Below are 20,474 nucleotides of genomic sequence, written 5' to 3' on the forward strand. Positions count from 1 at the left end.
ATCGGGTCGCGGCGAGCGCCGCCCGCACCAGGGCCCGCGCGCTGCCCGGCGCGAGGGAGCCGCCGGACAGCGTCGCGTCCGCCCGCGCGCACGCCCGCGCGGGCGCCTCCGAGACGGCACGCGGGGTCTCCCGTTGCGTCGGAATGGCCCTCATGGGCAGCTCCCCGGGCAGTTCGTACGAATACACCTCGATCAATGCCGCCAGGGTGACAGACCGACCCCGCTCATAAGCAACGAGTTACCGAAGTGGACCCTCGAGAGCGAGAACAGTGCTAAGCGCACAGTCGACAACCGGCCGAAAACCGATCAGTTCCGCGCAACACCGAAAATCATGACGGCACCGGCACCTCTCCCACTGACGTCCGCACACGCCCCGACCCTCATGCCTCATGACGGAGACCGCCCACAGCCAAGCGATCTGCCCAACTGCTCAATGCTTCGAGCCGGCGCGATGCCCCCGGGTTCGTCCCGAACGGGTCACCTGACTTGACCCCGTCCCGTTCAGCCCGCAGTAACCCGCCGGGGCTCTCGTCGAGGTGGTCCCGCGCCCCGGTCATCCACAGGAGCGCGCGTCGAGCCCGTGCGGTCCGACGGGGAAACACGGCTGTGACGCTGCCGCGCAGGTGGCAACCCGAGCGGATCCGGTCGTGACCCCCGTAGCCTTGATCTGGGGCACAGGCCAACCTCGCCGGGGTGATGGAGATGCTCGACCTTTCCTCCGTGTTGTCCGATGTTCCCCCTGTACGGGGCCGGGCGCCATGGCCCCATCACGAATACGTCAAGGGCTGGGGTGTCTTCGGACTCCCCTTCGATTCCGGTCACGTACTCGCCCTGCGTGTCTTTCCGGAGAACTGCTTCGGTCCTTACCGCACGTTGTGGCATCGCGATCCGAACGGCAGTTGGTCGATCCACGTCGACGGGCCACGACTGGACACCGCGTGCCCCAGGTACTACGGCGCTGCCTGCGACCAGACAGGTCATGCCCGGATCGGGCTCACGTGGACGGGCCCCGCCACCTTGCGGGTGACGATGGATTCCCCTTCCCTGGACTGGACCCTCACCGCCTCCGCGACACGACTCCTCGGTCTTCTCAACGGCGTCAGCGGGGCGCTGCCGCTCGCCACCTGGCGCCCTCGACTCCTGGTGCGGGCTCGTGAGCTTCTGGCCCGTGTGCTGGGAATGGGGGACCTCCAACTGTCCGGCACGATGCCGAGCGGTCACACCGGAACGCTCATGCCACAGCGGATGTACTTCGTCGACGACTCGCATGCCACATTCGACGGCGTCGACCTCGGGTGTCCGGTCCAGCTGAGGGAGAACCCGCGCATCGGTGACGTGCCCCTGCCGGCCCGCGGTGTTCTGGCCATCGGCCAGGCGGTATGGGAGATTCTCGACCCGACGGAATACGAGCGCACTCGTACCGAGACCGCCCGGGATCTCGCCATACCGGGAGAGAAGAGTCCGTGACGACTGCGAGCGGCCCCCGAACTGCGATCGGCCCGGGGAGTCCGAGGCGGCGTCCGCCCAGAGGATCCATGGGGAAAACGTGTGCCCTGCCTGTCCCTTCCGGGCGCCTCAGTCACGGAAGGATTCTGTGAACGTGGCCTGATGACCCACGTCAAGCCTTGCTCACAGACTTTTCCCGCGAGGTAGCGGAGCCTGTGCACAGGGTTTCGTGATGTCTGTCCAATTCCGGCGGGCGCAACGTGTCGAGGTGAATGCGGTGTTCGGCCTCCTCAGTACCAGCGGACTTGGCCGACTGCCCCATGGCCCGTGCGGGCGGCGTGGCGGAGGACGCCGAGCGGGCCGTCAAGAAGTTCGTCCGCGTTGTGGTCGGGGTCGTCACCCAAGCCGGTCATCCACGCGTGGATTCGCTTGATCGCGTCGCGACGTGGGGTTCCGGTCAGGGCGAGGGTCTCCTCGACCGCGGGCAGCTGATCGCGGACTTGCTCGGCATCGAGAAGGAAGTCCCCGAACCGGCCCGGCAGCCGCAGTGTCGCCTCGGGGCCCAGCGCGTAAGCCAAGGCGGAGAACGGGTCGGCCTTGCGCGCCGTGGCCACGAACAAGCCCTCCCCGGCATTGGGGGAAACTGATCCATGACCGTGTCACGCAACTCCTGCGCGTGGTCAGAGTCGTCGTGGCAGGCGTCGAAGAACGCGCTCAGCCGGAAGGCGTTCTCGTCGGCGCTACAATCGCCGGGAGAGCTCGTCGACGGAGTGAACATGGACGCCTGCGCCTTGCTTCGCCACCAAGCCAGCTCCCCAGGCACGTCACAATGCACCGGTGCCGACGCCGAGTTCCGGACCGAAGCGCTCAGCAAGCTCCGTACCTCCTGTTCAGGCACCGCGCCGACGATCCACACACCTGTGACGCTCAGCTCCGCCTCCTTCTGCTCTTCCACCCGAACTCGGGCGTGTCTCAGCCGTCGGCGTGACGGTCGTCCGTACTGCGGGTCCACAGGGAGAGGTCGCTGCTTGTCGCTACGGCGATCGCCTGGCCGGAGGGGGAGAAGCCGGCTGCACGGAATGTGGAGTAGTTCGAGTGGAAGATGTGCCACCACTCCTCTCCGTGCGGACCCGCGTGGGGTAGCCCGCCGTCGGTTGACAGCAGGACCCGCTCGTTCGGCCAGACCGGGGTGACGACCTCCAGGGCCCAGCCGTCCGCGGTGGTGGTGTGCAGACCGCCGCCGAAGAGCCCGGCGATGTGTACGCGGCTTCCGGTGATCGGCCCCAGTCCGGGGCAGGACAGGTCGGCGACCGCGTCGGGGGTGCTGTCCTCGGGGTCGGGGTCACGGTCCCTGGCGATCTTCTCCCCGGTGACGGCGTCGAAGAGACCATGACCGTCGCCGGAGACGACGATCACCAGATCGTGGCCGCTGTCGGGATGCGTCGCGAAGCCGATCCCGAGAAGCCCACCGACAGGGATACGGGACTCGAAAACGGACCGCCAGGGCGCGGGCGCGGGAACGACAGGGGCTGCAAGAAGCCGGTTTCGCATCGCCTGCTGGTACGCCGAGAGTTCGGACTCACGCCCCGCCTGCTCGACCGGAGCCGCCTTCTTCGTCCACTTGGTCACAGCTCCATGATCCACACTTCGGCAAGCTCACCCAACAGAGTTGATGCAGCCCAACGCTCAAGCACGTGCCCTTGCGGGCTGTGAACGCGGCTTGATGACCCATGTCAAGCCGCGCTCCCAAACCTTTGACAGCAGCTTGAAGCAAGACTCGCCTACAGGCGGCCGTCCGGCCCCACGCAGGACTCGCACGCATCACAGAGAGTCAACTCGATCGGTCGGGTCTCGCGCAGCGTTCCAGCGTTGCCGCAGCGCTCGCAGATGTGCTTGCTGGCAGCCGTGAACTCGGCCACCAGCGCGTTGAGCCTGACCGCCTCGTCGGACGTCCAGTTTCCACCCCGCTTCCACGGCCGAGGAAATGCCTGGAAGGCCAGGGCCGCCCACTTCTGCTTCACCGCCAGAAGCTCGTACTCGGGAAACGCCGCGACGACCGCCTCATGGCACCGCAGCACAAGGGCCCGCCACCCGGGTCCCACATCGAATTCGAACGAGGGATCACGGAGGTGGCGCCCAAGCGGTTCCAGTTCAGCAACATGCGCTGCCACAGGACGGCTGCTCATCTCTCCGATCCCTTCGTATCGAACGCCCACACCCGTGCGGGATCGAGGTGGAGTTCGTACGGGCCCATGCAGTCGGCAGCGAGAGTGGCGACGAGGACACCGCATCCACAGGCCATGTTGCGGCCCCCGGTGCCCAGCGGACCGCAGCAACCCCAGTGCGAGCCCCCCTGATCCAGCAGCCTCAGAGCGGGTACGTCTTGAGGATGCACGACGACGCTGTTCCTCGGGCCGGCCGGGATCCAGTCGGTCAGCTCGGGCGGCATAAGCAGTCGGCGCGGATGGTGCGGCCGAGGTTCATCGGTCGGCGGGGTGAACGGTGCGCCCCACGACTCGGGGTCAACGGCACAGTGCCCTCGCGGCACGCTGGAAGGGGCCAGACCCGTCTCCTTGTCACGGCCCGAGACTTCCGGCACGGAGGGCAGCTCCACCAAGTCCGGGGTGAGTTCAACTCCGCACTTCGCGCAGTGGAAAACCGTCATACATGCCGTTGTAGCCGCCGAGCACCGCCGGCGCATCCTTGTTTCCGATGAGCAGCGCCGGCACGGATTGAAGAGCGTTGCCTTCCAGCGCGGAGTGGTACGCGGTCGGAGGTGCGTATCGTCCGAGTTCGTGGAAGGGCGCTCACGGTTCCAGGGACCCTCACCGCCCGCATGCACGATCCCAGGTTCGAGGCGAAGTTGGCGACGATCCGGCAGTACAAGGCTCGCACAGCCGACTACTCGCAGACAGGCCGCCAGGGCGCGAGCGCGGGAACGACAGGGGCAGCGAGCAGTCGGTCGCGTAGTGCGCGCTGGTAGACGGAGATTTCCGGTTTACTGACGGTTTGCTCCACCAAAGCTGCCCTCTTGATCTGCTTCGTCACCTCCTCATGATCTCGCTCCAGGCGGCTACCGCGCGGAGCCAAGCAGTTGAGAAGATCACGGCATGGCAGCCTCCGACGAACATCCCCCCGACGGCTGGGCCTTCCTCGGAGTCGGAGACCCGTTCCTGGTTGTCCACGACGAACAGCGCGGCCTTCTGGCCGTGGCAGGCACGGATGTACACAGCAAAGCTACGCCGGTCACGGTCTACAGCAGCCGTTCCTTCGTCCGCCGCGCGCTCACTCGCTCACGCTTCCCCGTCCACGCGCTGGCCTTCCATCCCCGGCGCCCGCTGCTCGCGATCGGCACCGGCAGGTACGACGGTGGCTACTTCTTCGAGGGGGAGCTACTACTACTGCACCTGAAAACAGGCGCGGTCGTTTCTCTCATCGAGAACGAGTTCGGCCGTCAGGTTCTGGGATTGGAGTGGCTCGACGAACGGTCGCTGCGTGTCCTCATGGCACCGCCGGACGACTGGCAGGACGAAGCGGCGCACGAGCACGGACACGTCGCCGTGGTGGACCGAGCCGACTGGACCGCCGTCCCCGCCCGGTCACTCAGCGGTCGGGACCTGGCCGGCCCACGGACCCTCGCACCGCGTCCCGAGCCCCGCGAGGCAGTGCAACGAGCGGCCGCCACACTGCGATCCCTCTGGCAAGCCCAACGAGTCGGACCTTCGAGAGACCTGTGAAGGCCACTCCGACGTCACCGGGCCGGCACGATGCACCTTGGTCACGGATGGAGTCTGTGAACGCGGCTTGATGACCCACGTCAAGCCGCGTTCATAACCCCTTCCTCGGTAGAGCCGTGGTCGTCCTCGGGTCTGGAGACACCTGCAAGTGGTCGGCCTTCGCCGTCGAGTCGCCGTTGCCGGGGCGGGTCCGGCCGGTCGGAGGACTGCTCCTCGTCCCTGTCGTTCGATGTGGCTGACGGCGTGGTGAGCCAGGTATTGGCAAGAGCGGCCGCGGCCTGATCAGAGCACCGCGAGTGCTTTGTCTATGCGCCGCGACGTGCCCTTGTGCGTGACCCATCTGCTCAGGGTCTCCAGTTCCGTCCGTGCTGCCTGATTCCCGAGCAGAGCCAGCGCGACGATGCCCGCCTCAGCCACTTGAGGCGAGCGGGGAGCGTCTCCGGACCGATGATCCAGGGAGGTCTCGACGAGGCCGACGAGGGCATGGACGGTGTCCGGCCGAGGCGGAAGAAGGGAAAGCATCCAAGCGAGTCCACGTAGCACGTGGGAGTTGTAGGGGTCGAAACACGCGTTCACATCGAACGGGAGGTGCGGATGACCGAGAAGCGGGAAGGTTCGATCCAGATGAGCCGGCTCCAACCACCTGAGTACTGCCCGTCGCGCCTCCTCCGGGCCAACGGCGTCCAGCAGGGCCGATCCGGTCCGTCTCCACTTCGCCGATGGCACGTCGGCCGTCGCGGGGGCCGCATGCTCCAGCAGCCGCTGCCACGGCTCTCCTCCGGCAGTTGCTTCCTTGAGAGCCGCGTCGGCCCACGGTTCACCGGGATTGAGCACCGGACCAGGAAAATGAGCCAGTAGGTTCCGCATTCCGGGCTCCGCGCCGTTCGCGGCCGCCTGCGTGCGACGGAAGCCCGGCAGGTTCGCCACCGCACTCGTGCGCCGGAAGGCGGCCAGGACGGCCGTGTCGGGAGTACGCCCGGCTGCGAGTTCCGCGTCGGCCAGTTCCCAGATCCGGTGGGTCGACCAGATGAGGTACTGGTCCCTCAACCGGGAGAGCTGTTCCTGGCGTTCGGCAGCCAACAGGTCCCCGTCGAGGCCACGGACGACTCCGGAAGCGACCATGAGCAGTTCGGTGCGGAGGTATCCCGGATCCCGCCTGAACTCCTCGACCGACCAGTCGTCTTCCACGTGGGCGTACCAACGGGCCCATATGCCGGCGAGCTCCAGCCGGTCCTTGTCGGGCAGTTCGCGTAGGAGTTCCATGTTCTCGAACCCCACACCCGTCATGGAGCCGTTGTTGCAGGCGGCCCGCATGACGGCGCGAGACAGCTCAGGCAGATCGCCGCGCTCCGCGAGGGCCCGGTATTGAGCGGCCTGTTCTGCCAGGACCTGGGTGTTCCCCATCCATCTGCTCATGGCCGGCAGCCTAGAAGGGGCCACTGACATCGAACGTGTCCCCACCCATAGGGCTCAGGCGTTCTCCCGCCTCCGAAGAGCGTCCATGACCCCGAACACAGGCGACCGACAGGAGTCTCCCAACGCGGCTTGGTGATCCACGTCATCCGGTCTCGCTGCCAAGCCGCCGGGAAGCGGCCCTCCCGGGCCGCGGGCAGACAGCCGCACGATCGGCCACAGACCTGGACGAGGTCCGTGTCCTGGCCGCACGCTACGGCAGCGTCAGGGCCCAGACGCTCACTCCCCGAGAGTCTCTGCCCTTGATCGAGAGGGTGCAGACGGAAGATGAGCACTGGGCGCCGTCGACGACTTGTCTGGCACGGGAACAGCTACAGCGGCAACGAGGGCGGCGAGTGCGTCGAAATAGCCCTTGCCCCGGGAACCGTCCACATCCGTGACTCCAAGGACGTGAGCCGACCGCACCTCTCCGTGCCCGCGGCCGGCTGGTCCGCGTTCGTGAACTTCACGGCGGACCGCTGAGCCGCCCCAGGCATGTCTGAAAACGCGTGAGCACTTCGGCCGGCACTGTCCACACGCCGCTCGTTTGAGCGCCCAAAGGACATTCGGCGGCTGACTGCTCACGCATTTCAGCAGCACCCGGAAGGGGCGGGCTCCCGGACCTGATCGGTCCGGGAGCCCGCCCCCGTGTTCATGCCCTACGGGGTCGTCCCCTGCGGGTCACGCCTCCCGCGTGCCCGTGTACATCTCGTCGATGAGGTGCTTGTACTCGCGCTCCACCACCGGGCGCTTCAGCTTCAGGCTCGGGGTGACCTCACCGTGCTCGATGTCGAGGTCGCGCGGCAGGAGACGGAACTTCTTGATGGTCTGCCAGCGCTGCAGGCCCTCGTTGAGCTGCTTGACGTAGCCGTCGACCATCTCGACCGTCGCGGGTGCGGCGACGATGTCCGCGTACGGCTTGCCGCCCAGGCCGTTCTCGGCCGCCCAGGCCGTGATCGCGACCTCGTCGAGGGCGATGAGGGCGGTGCAGTAGTTCCGGTCGGCGCCGTGCACCAGGATGTTGGAGACGTACGGGCACACCGCCTTGAACTGTCCCTCGACCTCGGCGGGCGCGATGTACTTGCCGCTGGACGTCTTGATGAGGTCCTTCTTGCGGTCGGTGATGCGCAGATAGCCGTCGGGCGACAGCTCGCCGATGTCGCCGGTGTGGAACCAGCCGTCGGACTCCAGCACCTCGGCGGTCTTCTCGGGGAGCCCGTGGTAGCCCTCCATGATGCCGGGGCCGCGCAGCAGGATCTCGCCGTCGTCGGCGATCCGGACCTCGGTGCCGGGCAGCGGCTTGCCGACGGTGCCGGTGCGGTAGGCCTCGCCCGGGTTGACGAAGGAGGCCGCGGAGGACTCGGTGAGGCCGTAGCCCTCCAGGATGTGGATGCCGGCGCCGGAGAAGAAGTAGCCGATGTCCGGGGCCAGGGCCGCCGAACCGGAGATGCAGGCGCGCAGGTTGCCGCCGAAGGCCTCGCGGATCTTGGCGTAGACCAGCTTGTCGGCGACGTTGTGCTTCGCGGTGAGGCCGAAGGGGGCACTGGCGGTGCCGGTGCGGCGGAAGTTGTCCTGCGTGGCCTTGGCGTACTCGCGGGCGACGTCGGCGGCCCACTGGAAGATCTTGTACTTGGCGCCGCCGCCCGCCCGTGCCTTGGCGGCGACCCCGTTGTAGACCTTCTCGAAGATGCGGGGCACGGCCGCCATGTAGGTCGGCCGCACCACCGGCAGGTTCTCGATGATCTTGTCGACCCGGCCGTCGACCGCGGTGATGTGGCCGATCTCGATGTGGCCGGAGGTGAGCACCTTGCCGAAGACGTGCGCGAGCGGCAGCCACAGGTACTGCACGTCGTCGCCGTCGAGCAGGCCGGTGGCGGCGATCGCCTTCGCCATGTACGACCAGTTGTCGTGCGGCAGACGTACGCCCTTGGGGCGGCCGGTGGTGCCGGAGGTGTAGATGAGGGTGGCCAGCTGGTCCTTGGTGATCGCGGCGACCCGCTCCTTGACCAGCCCGGCCTCCTTCTCGAGCCGGGCCGCGCCGCGGCGCTCCAGCTCGGCGAGGCTGATCACCCAGTCACCGGTCTCGACGCCGGTCGCGTCGATGACCACGACGTGGCCGAGCTGCGGCAGCTCCGCGCGCTTCGCGACCGCCTTGGCCACCTGCTCGGCGTTCTCCGCGATCAGCACCCGGCTGCCGGAGTCCGAGAGGATGTACGCGGACTCGTCGAGGTTCGTCTGCGGGTAGACCGTGCTGGTGGCGGCGCCCGCGCACATGATGCCGAGGTCGGCGAGGATCCATTCGACCCGGGTGGCGGACGCGAGCGCGACCCGCTCCTCCGGCTGCACGCCCAGCTCGATCAGTCCGGCCGCGATGGCGTTGACCCGCCGGGCGGCCTCGGCCCAGGTCAGCGACTTCCAGTCGTCGGGGCCCTCGCCGGTGGCGGACGGGACGGGATAGCGGTACGCCTCGGCGTCCGGTGTGGCGGCGACACGCTCCAGGAAGAGGGTCGCCACGCTCGGCGGCCGGTTCTCGATCAAAGTCAGTGTGTCGCTCAAGACATCCTCCGGGGCCCGCGACGGTGCGGCTGGCTCAGATGTGACTGGTGTGCGGCTGGTGATCGGTGGGGTATCGGCTCGGTTTCTTCTGATGATCGACTGATTACGCTCGCGTAGCCTTGTTTAACTCACGAGTAACCGTCGGGCAGGGACAGACTAGAGCCCGACCGGCGGCTGCGTAAGGGGCCACGGCCTGTCACTTCGTACAGAGAGCCCGCTGATCCGGTGGGCGGCCGACACGCGGGGGCCCGACGCGCCTGTGCGCGACGGACCCCCGTTCCCGTCCGGCTCGCGGGGCGACCCCCGGTAACTCCCGGTGACCCCGGTTACTTCTTGCCCTTGCCCGACCCCGCGCTGTCGTCGCTGGAGAGAACGGCGATGAAGGCCTCCTGCGGGACCTCCACGGCACCCACCATCTTCATCCGCTTCTTGCCCTCCTTCTGCTTCTCCAGCAGCTTGCGCTTACGCGAGATGTCACCGCCGTAGCACTTGGCGAGGACGTCCTTGCGGATGGCGCGGATGGTCTCGCGGGCGATCACCCGGGAACCGATGGCGGCCTGGACGGGCACCTCGAAGTTCTGCCGCGGGATCAGCTCCCGCAGCTTGGCGACGAGCCGCACGCCGTACGCGTACGCCTGGTCCTTGTGGGTGATCACCGAGAAGGCGTCCACCTTGTCGCCGTGCAGCAGGATGTCGACCTTGACGAGGGAACTGCTCTGCTCACCGGTGGGCTCGTAGTCGAGCGAGGCGTAGCCGCGGGTCTTGGACTTCAGCTGGTCGAAGAAGTCGAAGACGATCTCCGCGAGCGGCAGCGTGTAGCGGATCTCGACCCGGTCCTCGGAGAGGTAGTCCATGCCGAGCAGGGTGCCGCGCCGGGTCTGGCACAGCTCCATGATCGCGCCGATGAACTCGGTGGGCGCGAGGATCGTGGCCCGCACCACCGGCTCGAAGACCTCGTCGATCTTCCCCTCGGGGAACTCGCTCGGGTTGGTGACGGTGTGCTCGGTGCCGTCCTCCATGATCACGCGGTACACCACGTTGGGCGCGGTGGCGATCAGGTCGAGCCCGAACTCGCGCTCCAGCCGCTCGCGGATCACGTCGAGGTGCAGCAGGCCCAGGAAGCCGACGCGGAAGCCGAATCCGAGGGCGGCGGACGTCTCCGGCTCGTAGACCAGGGCCGCGTCGTTGAGCTGGAGCTTGTCCAGCGCCTCGCGCAGCTCGGGGTAGTCGGAGCCGTCCAGCGGGTACAGGCCGGAGAAGACCATGGGCTTGGGCTCCTTGTAGCCGCCCAGCGCCTCCTCGGCTCCCCCGTGCTGGCTGGTGACGGTGTCACCGACCTTGGACTGACGGACGTCCTTGACGCCGGTGATGAGGTAGCCCACCTCGCCGACGCCGAGACCGTCGGAGGAGAGCATCTCCGGCGAGTTCGTGCCGATCTCCAGCAGCTCGTGCGTCGCGCCCGTGGACATCATCCGGATGCGCTCACGCTTGTTGAGCTGGCCGTCGATGACCCGGACGTACGTCACCACGCCGCGGTACGAGTCGTAGACCGAGTCGAAGATCATCGCGCGGGCCGGGGCGTCCTTGACACCGACCGGGGCGGGGATGTCGGCGACCACCCGGTCGAGCAGCGCATCGACGCCGAGCCCGGTCTTGGCGGACACCTTCAGCACGTCGTCGGGCTCGCAGCCGACCAGGTTGGCGAGCTCCTCGGCGAACTTCTCGGGCTGCGCGGCCGGCAGGTCGATCTTGTTGAGCACCGGGATGATCGTGAGGTCGTTCTCCATCGCCAGGTACAGGTTGGCGAGGGTCTGCGCCTCGATGCCCTGGGCGGCGTCCACCAGCAGGACCGTGCCCTCGCAGGCGGCGAGCGACCGCGACACCTCGTAGGTGAAGTCGACGTGCCCCGGCGTGTCGATCATGTTGAGGATGTGCGTGCTGCCCTTGTCGACGGTGGGCGCCCACGGCAACCTCACCGCCTGGGACTTGATCGTGATGCCGCGCTCACGCTCGATGTCCATGCGGTCGAGGTACTGGGCACGCATCTGCCGCTGCTCGACCACACCGGTCAGCTGGAGCATCCGGTCGGCGAGCGTGGACTTGCCGTGGTCGATGTGCGCGATGATGCAGAAGTTGCGGATCAGAGCCGGGTCGGTACGGCTCGGCTCGGGCACGTGGCTGGGGGTCGCGGGCACGCAGGGTCCTGATTCTTGAGGCGTCCGCAGTGTCTGCGGTCTCGGGTCGGATCGATACGTAGCTTCCATCGTCCCACGGGTGCGGGGTGAGCTCCCCCGGGCGGCGTCCTCCGGGTGGGGCCGCGGGACGGGTTTGGGCCGCTGATCGGGCCGCTGGTAGTGTGGGGAGCTGTGTCTCTTGCCCTCCCGGTACGGGGCACGTCGGAAAGCAATCACCGGTGCGGGACCCCTGCGGCCCCGTGCCAGAACCTGTAGAGGCTCATTCGTGGCGAACATCAAGTCCCAGATCAAGCGGAACAAGACCAACGAGAAGGCCCGGCTGCGCAACAAGGCCGTCAAGTCCTCTCTGAAGACCGCGATCCGCAAGACCCGCGAGGCCGTCGCCGCGGGTGACGCCGAGAAGGCCACCGAGTACCAGCGCGTCGCCGCGCGTCAGCTCGACAAGGCCGTCTCCAAGGGCGTCATCCACAAGAACCAGGCCGCCAACAAGAAGTCGGCGCTGGCGCTGAAGGTCGCGTCCCTCAAGGGCTGAACCACTCTTTGATCTGATCGCCGGAAGGACCCGGGCGGGCCCTCTCTCTCCGCCCCCGACCGGCACCTCGAGCTCGTACGCGGCCTGCGTTCGCCACGCGGGTACGAGCTCCGTGCTTCGACCGAGGACCCCGTCCGTCCACCCTTCCCCGGGGGACGGACGGGGTCCTCGGCTTGTACGACCTTGTGCGACTTCGTACGGCCTTGTCCCGCCGGGCGCCCGGCGGGGGCAGCGGGCCCTACCCCCGCCCCCGCGACCGCGCCGCGCGCGCGATGGTGACAACCGCCTTCTCCAGGGCGTACTCCGGGTCGTCCCCGCCGCCCTTGACCCCGGCGTCCGCCTCGGCCACGGCCCGCAGCGCGACGGACACGCCGTCAGGGGTCCAGCCCCGCATCTGCTGCCGCACCCGGTCGATCTTCCACGGCGGCATGCCCAGCTCCCGCGCCAGATCGGCCGGTCTGCCGCCGCGCGCCGACAGCAGCTTCCCGATCGCCCGTACGCCCTGGGCCAGCGCGCTGGTGATCAGCACCGGCGCCACCCCCGTCGCCAGCGACCAGCGCAGCGCCTCCAGCGCCTCCGTCGCCCGCCCCTCCACCGCGCGGTCGGCGACCGTGAAGCTCGACGCCTCGGCCCGCCCGGTGTAGTACCGGCCGACGACCGCCTCGTCGATCGTCCCCTCGATGTCCGCCGTCAGCTGGGACACCGCCGAGGCCAGCTCCCGCAGATCGCTGCCGATGGCGTCGACCAGCGACTGGCACGCCTCCGGTGTGGCCGATCTCCCGACGGCCCGGAACTCGCCCCGCACGAAGGCCAGCCGGTCGGCCGGCTTCGTCATCTTCGGGCAGGCCACCTCCCGCGCCCCCGCCTTGCGCGCCGCGTCGAGCAGCCCCTTGCCCTTGGCGCCGCCGGCGTGCAGCAGGATCAGGGTGATCTCCTCGGCGGGCGCCCCGAGATACGCCTTCACGTCCTTGACGGTGTCGGCCGACAGGTCCTGCGCGTTGCGTACGACCACGACCTTGCGCTCGGCGAAGAGCGACGGGCTGGTCAGCTCGGCGAGGGTGCCGGGCTGGAGCTGGTCCGGGGTGAGGTCCCGGACGTCCGTGTCGGCGTCGGCGGCCTTCGCGGCGGCCACCACCTCCCGCACGGCACGGTCGAGCAGGAGGTCCTCCTGGCCCACGGCGAGCGTCACCGGGACGAGAGGGTCGTCTTGAGCTGTCTTCCTGGCCATCGTGACAAGCATCCCACGCACCACCGACAGCGACGGTTCCCGGCATCACGGTGCCGCCGGGTCAGGGCTCCTCCCGCCAGCCTTCCCACCGGGCCGCGAACTCGTCCAGTTCGCCGGGGTCCAGCCGCCGCCCCTCGTCCCGCAGGACGACGAGCCACTGGGCGTCCTCGGCGTCGTCCTCACCGGCCAGCGCGTCCCGGACGAGCCGCGGCTCCTCGTCGATCGGGAACCACTCCCCCAGCGTCTCCGCTACCTCCTCCGCGGCATCACGGTCGGGCAGCACCAGCACATGTCTCACATCGCTCACGGCAGCCATTGTGTCGGGTGCCGGCCCTTGGGCACGATCAAGGCTGGTCGCCTGGGCGGCGGACGGCCTCGGAGGCACCCTGGCCATCTCAGTGGCGACGAAGTTCGACAAACGCGTCTACGTCTTCCACGGCACCGTCACCGTTGCCGCAGTCCGACTCCGGCTCCGGTCTCGATCTGCCGGAGAGAGCTAGTAGTACCCCTTCGTCCCTTCGAGCAGTTCCCGCACGATGTCCGCATGCCCTGCGTGGCGTCCGGTCTCCTCGACCAGGTGGATGAGCATCCAGCGGAGGTTGGCCTTGCCCGAGCGGTAGCCGGGGTGGCGACCGACGTCGTCCAGGGAGGCCGCGGCAACGATCTCGTCGCTTCGGGCGCACTGGGCCTCGTAGTCCGCGAGCAGCTGCTTCAGCGTGATGCCGTCGGTGCGCCAGTCGGCGTCCTCGTCCGTCTCGTCGAAGGACGGGTTCTGCTTCTCGTCGCCACCGAGGAACAGCACCTCCAGCCAGGTGTGCTCGACCCATCGCATATGGCTGATGAGCCCGGCCATCGTCATCGCCGGCGAGGTGGGGATGACGGAGCGGTGCGCGTCCGCCTCGCTCAGGCCCTCGCACTTCCACCGCAGGATCTGCCTCTGAAGGTTCAGCCGGCCGAGGAGCGCGGTGCGCTCGTCGGCTTGGAAAGGGGGACGTTCGAGCGAAGGGGACATGCCTGCGGACGCCAGCGTGCCCGGTCTCCGGCTGTCGCCACCTTTTCGGCTGCGCATGGCCATGAGCTCCGCCCTGTGCCAAGCCCGGCCGCGAACCAGGCACAAGATCCGCCGGACAGGACCTGGTCCTCAGGGACAGAGAACCCCGGCGGAGTCTTGCGGAGCTCCACCAGGGCGGGCGAACGGAGCCCCCAGAGGGGAACACGTCAGTGGCCGATGGCCGCCGATGTACAGGGGCGCGCTCCTCCAGGTACTCCCCACGGCCGGCAGCCGACGTCGGGAAGTGTCTGCTTCTCAGTGTCGGGCCACGCGCAGGCCCTCCTTGCCGTCCTCGTCGCCGAGGACCGCGATCGTGCCGTCGCGGTCGGTCCGCAGGACCGCGGTGCCGGTGTTGCGCAGGGCGGCGAGCGTGGTCGGGGCCGGGTGGCCGTAGGTGTTGTCGCGGCCCGCGGAGATCAGGGCCAGCCGGGGCGAGACCCGGTGCAGGAGGCCGGGGTCCTGATACGCCGAGCCGTGGTGGGCGACCTTCAGGATGTCGACGTCGGCCAGGCGCCCCACCGCGGGTGATCTGGCCAGGGCCCGCTGGGCGGGCGGTTCCAGGTCGCCGAGCAGCAGCAGGCGCAGGCCCGCCGTCCGGACGAGCATGGCCACGCTGGCGTCGTTCGGGCCCTCCGGCTGCGGGGTCCAGGACTGCGGGGTCGTGGGCGCCTCGGGCTGCCGGGGGCTCGGCGGGGGCCACACCACCTCCCAGGACAGGTCTCCCGTGCGCCGCCGCTCCCCGGCGGCGGCACGCGTCATCGGCAGGTGCCGGTCGGTCGCGAGTCTTCGTACGAAGCGGGCCTGGTCGGCGGGTTCCTCCAGCCCCGTGGTCGCGATCTCGCCCACCGAGCGTCCGCGCAGTACACCGGGCAGGCCCGCCACATGGTCGGCGTGGGCAGCTTCTTTACGTTCGGTATGTCTCATGAGACATCTACGAGGACGAGGCTTCCCAGCTCGGACTTCTGCAGCACTCAATGAGCCATCACAGTTCGAGAAGGCGGCACTGAGACACTGGTCCGCCGTGTTACTCGATCTGCTGGCGAGGCATGAGCCGCGCTCCTGTAGCTCACCTGGATGTACGCGGCAGACCCCTCGACGAGTCCGTCCTTACCACCTCAGCAGTGTTGGAAAGCAAGGCTGCTGCACCGGTGAGAGGGGCTTGGCGCAACGACTCGACTACACGGTCGACTTCTGACCGCCTAGCAGCGAGCAGTAGGTCTACTACTCGAGCCGTGCTGGGCCGCACCGCAGCCGGGCCAGTGCGCGCTGGCCGGCCACCCGGCGGCGCAGCACAGGCGTACGGACGGAGGATCGGCAAGTAGCGGACCGCGCAGGGACAAGGAGCTGGATTCTCAGCCGCCGAAAGGAGCGTCGTTGTCGGCCTTGAGGCTGTCGGGAAGCATGCTGCTTCGGAGCACGGCTCCCTCGTAAGACCGAGGTCCGCGGTAGGGGTGGAGGTCAGGGCGTGAGTGTCGCTGCATCCAGTTGAATCTCTCCGCCATGCTGAGTTCGATTGTCGGCAGAGCGAGGGTGTTGAGGACTTCAAGGCCCAGGGGCTGAGGCCAGTCTGCACGCAGCACGGTGAGCCGCAGGTCGTCCGCGTCAGGGGTGAACAGCATCGAGGCGGCCACGTGGCAGCCGGCCGCGGCTGGGCCCTCATCGGTGTTGACGGTGCCGGTGAGGTACCAGTGGACCTTCGCTGAGTACCACTCTTGATCGGCGATGCGGTACCTCTGTGGGGCCTCGACGTAACCGACCACCGTTTCGTGCGTCGTCCAGCCGAAGGCCGGGACCGCCCACCATTCACCTGACGGCATCAGCGCGGTGCACTGGAAGCAGCCGTCCGTCGGAAGGTATCCACCTGCCTGGAGTGCTGTTTGGGCCTGTTTCGAGGTTGCCGGGGTGGCGAGGAGTTCTGCCACGCGATCCTCGTTGGTCTCCGCAGGCTTCGCGAATTCGGCGACCGCCTGGTCGAGATTGGTCCAGTGGACGAACCTGTCTTCTATCCCGCGGAGGTCGCGGTTCATGGGAGCCGGGTAGTCGGTGCCGTCACCGAAGTCCTTGGTGTTGGCACTGGCGAAGTAGACAGTCTCCGCTGGGTTTTGCCGGGCGTACTGAACTGCAGAGAGCCAGATGACGGCGTCTCGTGAACCGGTCTTCTCGCCCTTTGACGTCTTGCAAGGGGGTAGGGAGTTCGCTTCACGGAAGAGGGCCTGGCGCATCACGTGCTCGCTCACAGGGATCGTTTCAAAGATAACCCCCCACTTCTCTCGCCAGTAGTCGCGGACGTCCTCCGGATCGCATGGCGGCAGATCAACTGTGGGGCTTCCCGGGGTGACCTGCTGCAGGGACTTCAGGGCTTGCGCTGCAGCCTCGTACTTCTCCAGGTACTTGATCGCCTGCTGGGCAGCCAGTTCCTCCATCACCATCCAGGGCACTCCGACTCGCTGGGTGCCGGTCGCTCGGAGGGTGAGCAGGAGATCGGCGCTACTGCTGTCGGGCGCGAAGGATCGAAGGATGCTCGAATCAAGGATGATCAACGGTTAGCTCCCATCGCGCTACTAAAATGATCTCCAAGGATTCCAGGTCAGTTACCCGTGGGCATCCGATTTCAAGCAGGGCTTGCTGGGGCCGCGCTTGGTGTGGAACGCCGCGACTGAGGTGGCCCGAAACCTGCCGTCCGGCCGCTCTAGCGGCGTAGTCGCCGACACCGCCTCGGCATGGAGCTGGAGAACCGGGGACACAGCGTTGGGAGCCAGTTCAGCATGCTGGCGTCTATGTCGGTGATTCAGGGCGGAAGTGATGAGCTGCCCCGAGTTTCGTAGAGTCCGGCGATCTTGTTTCAGGCGGAGTGCGGGGAGGCTTCCCGCTGTCGCCACCAGTCGCGTTCGTACTCGGCGGGCGGTACGTAGCCGAGGGCGGAGTGGAGCCGTTCCTCGTTGTACCACGTGACCCACTGGAAGATCGCCCGCTCGACCTGGTCGCAGTCCTTCCAGGGGCCCTGCATCTCGATCAGCTCGGCCTTGAAGGTGCCGTTCAAGGCCTCGGCCATCGCGTTGCCATAGCTGTCCGCGACCGAGCCGACCGAGGCCGAAGCCCCGATGCCGGACAGCCTCTCGGTGTACCAAATTGATACGTATTGCGACCCGCGGTCGCTGTGGTGAATGAGACCGGAGTCCTTCTTGGTCCTCCGTCTCCACAGCGCCATCTCCGGTGCATCCAACGGGAGTTCGGTGCGCATGTGGTTCGCGACCTGCCAGCCGACGATCGTCCGGGAGAACACGTCCAGGACGAACGCCACATACACCCAGCCCGACCAGGTACGGACATACGTCATGTCCGCCACCCAGAGCTGGCCGGGCCGACTCGCGGTGAAGTCCCGGTCGACCAGGTCCGGCGGGCGGGGCGCCGACGGTTCGGGGACGGTGGTCCGACGCCGCTGCCCGCGGATGACGCCCTCCAGGCCCAGCTCGGCCATCAGCCGCTCGACGGTGCAGCGGGCCACCTGGACGCCCTTGCGCCGCAGCGCGCGGATGATCCGGCGGGCACCACAGGTGCCGCCGGATTCGGCGTGGACCCGTTCGAGCAGCGGCATGAGCTGCTCGTCGCGGAGCCGGCGGGCCGACTTCGGCCGCTCCTTGCGGGCGAAGTACGTCGACGGCGACAGCTCAAGAACCCGGCAGACGGGATCGACCCCGAGGCCCTTCTGGCGCAGGTGGTCGATCACTTGCCCGGCCTCGTCCGGGGACGGTCGATCTCCTGGGCAAAAAACACGCTGGCGGCTTTCAGGATCTCGTTCGCCCGCTTCAACTCCGCGACTTTTTTGCGGAGTTGCTTCAGCTCCTCGCGTTCGGCGGTCGTCAGCCGGTCGTCCCGGTCACCGGCGTCGGCCTCGGCCTGGCGGACCCATCCCCGCAGGGCTTCTTTGTGGCTGCCGAGGTCCTTCGCGACATGCGCGACCGGCCGGCCGGTGGTGCGGACTTCGCGGACGGCCCGCTCGCGGAACTCGTCCGGGTATTTACGTGGTGCTGGCACTGCTCGTGGTTCTCCTTCGAGCCAGGATCACAAGCCTGGCTTCAGGGACTCCACGAAACCGGGGTCAGCTCAGTGACGGATCGCGGCGCCGTGTCCGGCTACGTCTCGCACGACAGCGGGCCGGGGCCGAACCGCGTCCGACCACGGGCGCGCGAAGAGACACCCGAGCCCGCTTCCGATCCTAGTTCGCAGCTGGCCTCGGCCCCTGAGCCAGAGCCGCGGCAGCCTCTCGGCTCCCTCCGCCATGGTGATCCTTACGACAGGCCCTAGTCCTCGACGTCTTCGACGTCGTCGTCGGGCCAGCCGCCGTTCAGCGCGGTCGGGGGCAGCTCTCGCTCCTCCGTCTCGTCGTGCCAGGCGTACATCCACTCGTGCCGGACGGTCATCGTCTGCGCCCATGGGAACTCACGCGAGGCCAGGGCCTCCACCGCCGCAACGAGCGCCTTCACCGCGGCCATCCGGCGCGTGTTGCGGATGTTCACGCGCAGCCCCTTCGGCACCGTGAACTCGAACGTCAGCCGCAGCACGCGCGGCACATCATTGTCAGCCACAAGGTCCCCCCTTGGTCAGAAAGCTATCTCTCACGAGATTAGAGCAATCTCGCCGAGATGTAGGTGGGTTGGGAGAAACGGCAGCCCGGCTTCGACCCGCAGGACCGTTTGGGATGACTCGGTCGTCCGTCGTGCGTACGCTGCAACGATGGCTCGCATCATCTTTCCGCTGCACAGAGCGCTCACGAACGAGCAGATCACTGCCGTCTACGAACTCGCCGAGAAATTCAAGGTCGGGATCTGCCTGTACGGCAACACACCTTCACCCAATCGTGACTCGTTTACCTGGCTGATCGAGGGTGGCATCCTCCGGATCCGCCAGTTCAAGCGGGCTCTGAAGGCGATGCCCTGACCGAGCCGCCGGCCCTGCGTCGCCCCGCCTCGTACCCGAAGGCCCACTTGCAGCACATCTTCACGGCCATCGTCGTGAACATCGAGCGTCTCAGCGGCCTGCCGCCAACCAGCGAAGCACCCCACCCCAGCCGCCGACCGCCTTCCAGAACTTCCTGGACCAGCACGGGATCCTCCGGCTGAAGTCCTGGCGAGCCGTCAGCGGCTGACCTCAATAGATTCAAGATCTTCGACAGAGTCAAGCTTAGTGAAGGCCACATCAGATACGTCCCGGCCCGCCTGCCTTGAGAGCAAGTGGTTCTGTCCACCAGTTAGTTTTGAAGCCACTAGTAGGGCTTGGTTATCTTGGGTGGATAGCGGTGTGTCGTCTCTCGGAGGTGAGGGCCATGACACCGCAGGAGCTCACGGAGGCCCAGCAGCGGCTGGAGTCGTTCACCGCCGAGGTGTTCGGCTCGTTCGGCCGGACCGACCAGCGGCGGTGGGGCGAGCGGTATGTCCGCGGGCTGCTGGGCGAGGGACGGCGCAAGTCGATGGAGCCGATGGCCGCCCGGCTGGGGGTGGACCGGCAGGGCCTGCAGCAGTTCCTGGCCGACTCCCCGTGGTCGCACCAGATGGTGCTGGCCGAGCTGGCCTGGAGGATGGAGCCGGCCGTCCGCCCGGCCGCCTGGGTGATCGACGACGTGTCCTTCCCCAAGGACGGGCACGCCTCCCCGGGGGTGGCCGCCCAGTACTGCGGGGCACTGGGCAAGACCGCCAACTGCCAGGTCGCGCCCAGCGTGCACCTGGTCACCGACGCCGCCTCCTGCCCGGTCAACTGGCGGCTGTTCCTGCCCGAGCAGTGGGACCCGACGCGGGCCGCCGAGCCCGACCAGGCCGTCCGGCGGCGACTGCGGGCCCGCATCCCCGACGACGTCGGACACGTGGAGAAGTGGCAGCTGGCCGTCGACATGGTCGACGAGCTGCGCTGCTGGGGGCTGGACCCGCCGCTGATCGTGGCCGACGAGGGCTACGGCCAGGACGGCGCCTTCCGCCTGGCGTGGGAGGAGCGCGGCATCTGCTACGTGGTGGGGGTGCGCTCGGACACCGCGGTGCTGCCCGAGACCGCGACGCGCACCGCCCCGGCCTGGTCGGGCACCGGCCGCAAGCCCGTCCCGTGCTACCGGGACAAGCCCACCGCGGTACGGGAGTTGGTCTTGGGCGGCGGGCGCGGCGCGCTGCACCGGGTGACCTGGCGGCAGGGCTCCAGGGGCCCCTTGCGCTCGCGTTTCGCCGCGCTGCGGGTGCGCCCGGCGGGCCGGCGGATCCGGCAGGCCCACCCGGGCCAGGACCTGCCGGTGTGC

The 20,474-nt window shown here is 68.1% G+C and carries 19 protein-coding genes and 1 pseudogene; 6 read left to right on the forward strand and 14 right to left on the reverse strand.

Annotation, left to right across the window (positions count from 1 at the left end; all coding sequences use genetic code 11):
- The coding region (locus JL475_RS34380; protein WP_307825250.1) for a hypothetical protein at positions 1 to 187 on the reverse strand (187 nt) is incomplete at its 3' end.
- 842 nt (positions 188 to 1,029) lie between these two features.
- Here JL475_RS34380 and JL475_RS34385 point away from each other — a divergent pair.
- On the forward strand, positions 1,030 to 1,467 hold the full coding sequence (locus tag JL475_RS34385) for a hypothetical protein (protein ID WP_202282137.1): 438 nt from the start codon (positions 1,030 to 1,032) through the stop codon (positions 1,465 to 1,467).
- Between the two features lie 269 nt (positions 1,468 to 1,736).
- Here JL475_RS34385 and JL475_RS34390 read toward each other — a convergent pair whose 3' ends face one another.
- The 3 genes from JL475_RS34390 to JL475_RS34400 all read right to left on the reverse strand — a co-directional run bounded on the left by JL475_RS34390 (position 1,737) and on the right by JL475_RS34400 (position 3,632).
- Positions 1,737 to 2,060 carry a hypothetical protein gene (locus tag JL475_RS34390; RefSeq protein ID WP_202282138.1) on the reverse strand — a complete coding sequence of 108 codons (324 nt, stop codon included), beginning with the start codon at positions 2,058 to 2,060 and terminating at the stop codon, positions 1,737 to 1,739.
- A gap of 358 nt (positions 2,061 to 2,418) precedes the next feature.
- Positions 2,419 to 3,075, reverse strand: coding sequence for a hypothetical protein (locus JL475_RS34395; RefSeq protein ID WP_202282139.1), 657 nt, complete (start codon positions 3,073 to 3,075; stop codon positions 2,419 to 2,421).
- Between the two features lie 152 nt (positions 3,076 to 3,227).
- Positions 3,228 to 3,632 (reverse strand): hypothetical protein, encoded by a 405-nt coding sequence (locus JL475_RS34400; protein WP_202282140.1) that lies wholly within the window; start codon positions 3,630 to 3,632, stop codon positions 3,228 to 3,230.
- A 924-nt stretch (positions 3,633 to 4,556) separates the two neighbouring features.
- On the opposite strand from JL475_RS34400, the gene JL475_RS34405 reads away from it, so the two are divergent.
- A complete protein-coding gene (locus tag JL475_RS34405) occupies positions 4,557 to 5,183 on the forward strand; it encodes a hypothetical protein (protein WP_202282141.1) in 627 nt (208 codons plus the stop codon).
- A 282-nt stretch (positions 5,184 to 5,465) separates the two neighbouring features.
- Here JL475_RS34405 and JL475_RS34410 read toward each other — a convergent pair whose 3' ends face one another.
- Complete coding sequence (locus JL475_RS34410) at positions 5,466 to 6,629, reverse strand: hypothetical protein (protein ID WP_202282142.1); 1,164 nt, start codon at positions 6,627 to 6,629, stop codon at positions 5,466 to 5,468.
- Between the two features lie 294 nt (positions 6,630 to 6,923).
- Here JL475_RS34410 and JL475_RS34415 point away from each other — a divergent pair, with 294 nt between their 5' ends.
- Positions 6,924 to 7,118, forward strand: a complete 195-nt coding sequence (locus tag JL475_RS34415; RefSeq protein ID WP_202282143.1) for a DUF397 domain-containing protein — start codon at positions 6,924 to 6,926, stop codon at positions 7,116 to 7,118.
- Between the two features lie 198 nt (positions 7,119 to 7,316).
- On the opposite strand, the gene JL475_RS34420 is transcribed toward JL475_RS34415, so the two are convergent.
- Entirely contained in the window at positions 7,317 to 9,191 is a 1,875-nt protein-coding gene (locus JL475_RS34420; RefSeq protein ID WP_202282144.1) for a long-chain fatty acid--CoA ligase, read from the reverse strand.
- Between the two features lie 326 nt (positions 9,192 to 9,517).
- Entirely contained in the window at positions 9,518 to 11,386 is a 1,869-nt protein-coding gene (gene lepA / locus JL475_RS34425; protein WP_202282145.1) for a translation elongation factor 4, read from the reverse strand.
- Between the two features lie 265 nt (positions 11,387 to 11,651).
- Between lepA and rpsT the strand changes: the two genes are divergently transcribed.
- Entirely contained in the window at positions 11,652 to 11,918 is a 267-nt protein-coding gene (rpsT, locus tag JL475_RS34430; RefSeq protein ID WP_109379055.1) for a 30S ribosomal protein S20, read from the forward strand.
- A 238-nt stretch (positions 11,919 to 12,156) separates the two neighbouring features.
- On the opposite strand, the gene holA is transcribed toward rpsT, so the two are convergent.
- The 7 genes and pseudogenes from holA to JL475_RS34465 all read right to left on the reverse strand — a co-directional run bounded on the left by holA (position 12,157) and on the right by JL475_RS34465 (position 18,783).
- On the reverse strand, positions 12,157 to 13,146 hold the full coding sequence (gene holA, locus JL475_RS34435) for a DNA polymerase III subunit delta (protein ID WP_202282146.1): 990 nt from the start codon (positions 13,144 to 13,146) through the stop codon (positions 12,157 to 12,159).
- A 61-nt stretch (positions 13,147 to 13,207) separates the two neighbouring features.
- Positions 13,208 to 13,462 (reverse strand): hypothetical protein, encoded by a 255-nt coding sequence (locus JL475_RS34440; protein WP_202282147.1) that lies wholly within the window; start codon positions 13,460 to 13,462, stop codon positions 13,208 to 13,210.
- 180 nt (positions 13,463 to 13,642) lie between these two features.
- Positions 13,643 to 14,158 carry a DinB family protein gene (locus JL475_RS34445; protein WP_202282148.1) on the reverse strand — a complete coding sequence of 172 codons (516 nt, stop codon included), beginning with the start codon at positions 14,156 to 14,158 and terminating at the stop codon, positions 13,643 to 13,645.
- Between the two features lie 294 nt (positions 14,159 to 14,452).
- Positions 14,453 to 15,091 (reverse strand): annotated as a pseudogene (locus tag JL475_RS34450) (ComEC/Rec2 family competence protein); the annotation flags it as partial.
- Between the two features lie 458 nt (positions 15,092 to 15,549).
- Positions 15,550 to 16,737, reverse strand: coding sequence for a PIN domain-containing protein (locus tag JL475_RS34455; RefSeq protein ID WP_202282149.1), 1,188 nt, complete (start codon positions 16,735 to 16,737; stop codon positions 15,550 to 15,552).
- A 302-nt stretch (positions 16,738 to 17,039) separates the two neighbouring features.
- Positions 17,040 to 18,232 (reverse strand): IS3 family transposase gene (locus tag JL475_RS34460; protein WP_202282150.1). Its coding sequence is split into 2 segments (ribosomal slippage): positions 17,040 to 17,968 and positions 17,968 to 18,232, totalling 1,194 coding nucleotides; the frame shifts between segments, so codons are not numbered across the junction.
- 266 nt (positions 18,233 to 18,498) lie between these two features.
- Positions 18,499 to 18,783 carry a hypothetical protein gene (locus JL475_RS34465; protein ID WP_202282151.1) on the reverse strand — a complete coding sequence of 95 codons (285 nt, stop codon included), beginning with the start codon at positions 18,781 to 18,783 and terminating at the stop codon, positions 18,499 to 18,501.
- A 148-nt stretch (positions 18,784 to 18,931) separates the two neighbouring features.
- On the opposite strand from JL475_RS34465, the gene JL475_RS34470 reads away from it, so the two are divergent.
- Positions 18,932 to 19,135 (forward strand): hypothetical protein, encoded by a 204-nt coding sequence (locus tag JL475_RS34470; RefSeq protein WP_202282152.1) that lies wholly within the window; start codon positions 18,932 to 18,934, stop codon positions 19,133 to 19,135.
- A 385-nt stretch (positions 19,136 to 19,520) separates the two neighbouring features.
- Positions 19,521 to 20,474 (forward strand): IS701 family transposase (locus JL475_RS34475; protein WP_202282153.1); only part of this gene is annotated, 954 nt, incomplete at its 3' end.

Source organism: Streptomyces sp. M2CJ-2, assembly GCF_016757295.1.
Lineage (GTDB): Bacteria > Actinomycetota > Actinomycetes > Streptomycetales > Streptomycetaceae > Streptomyces.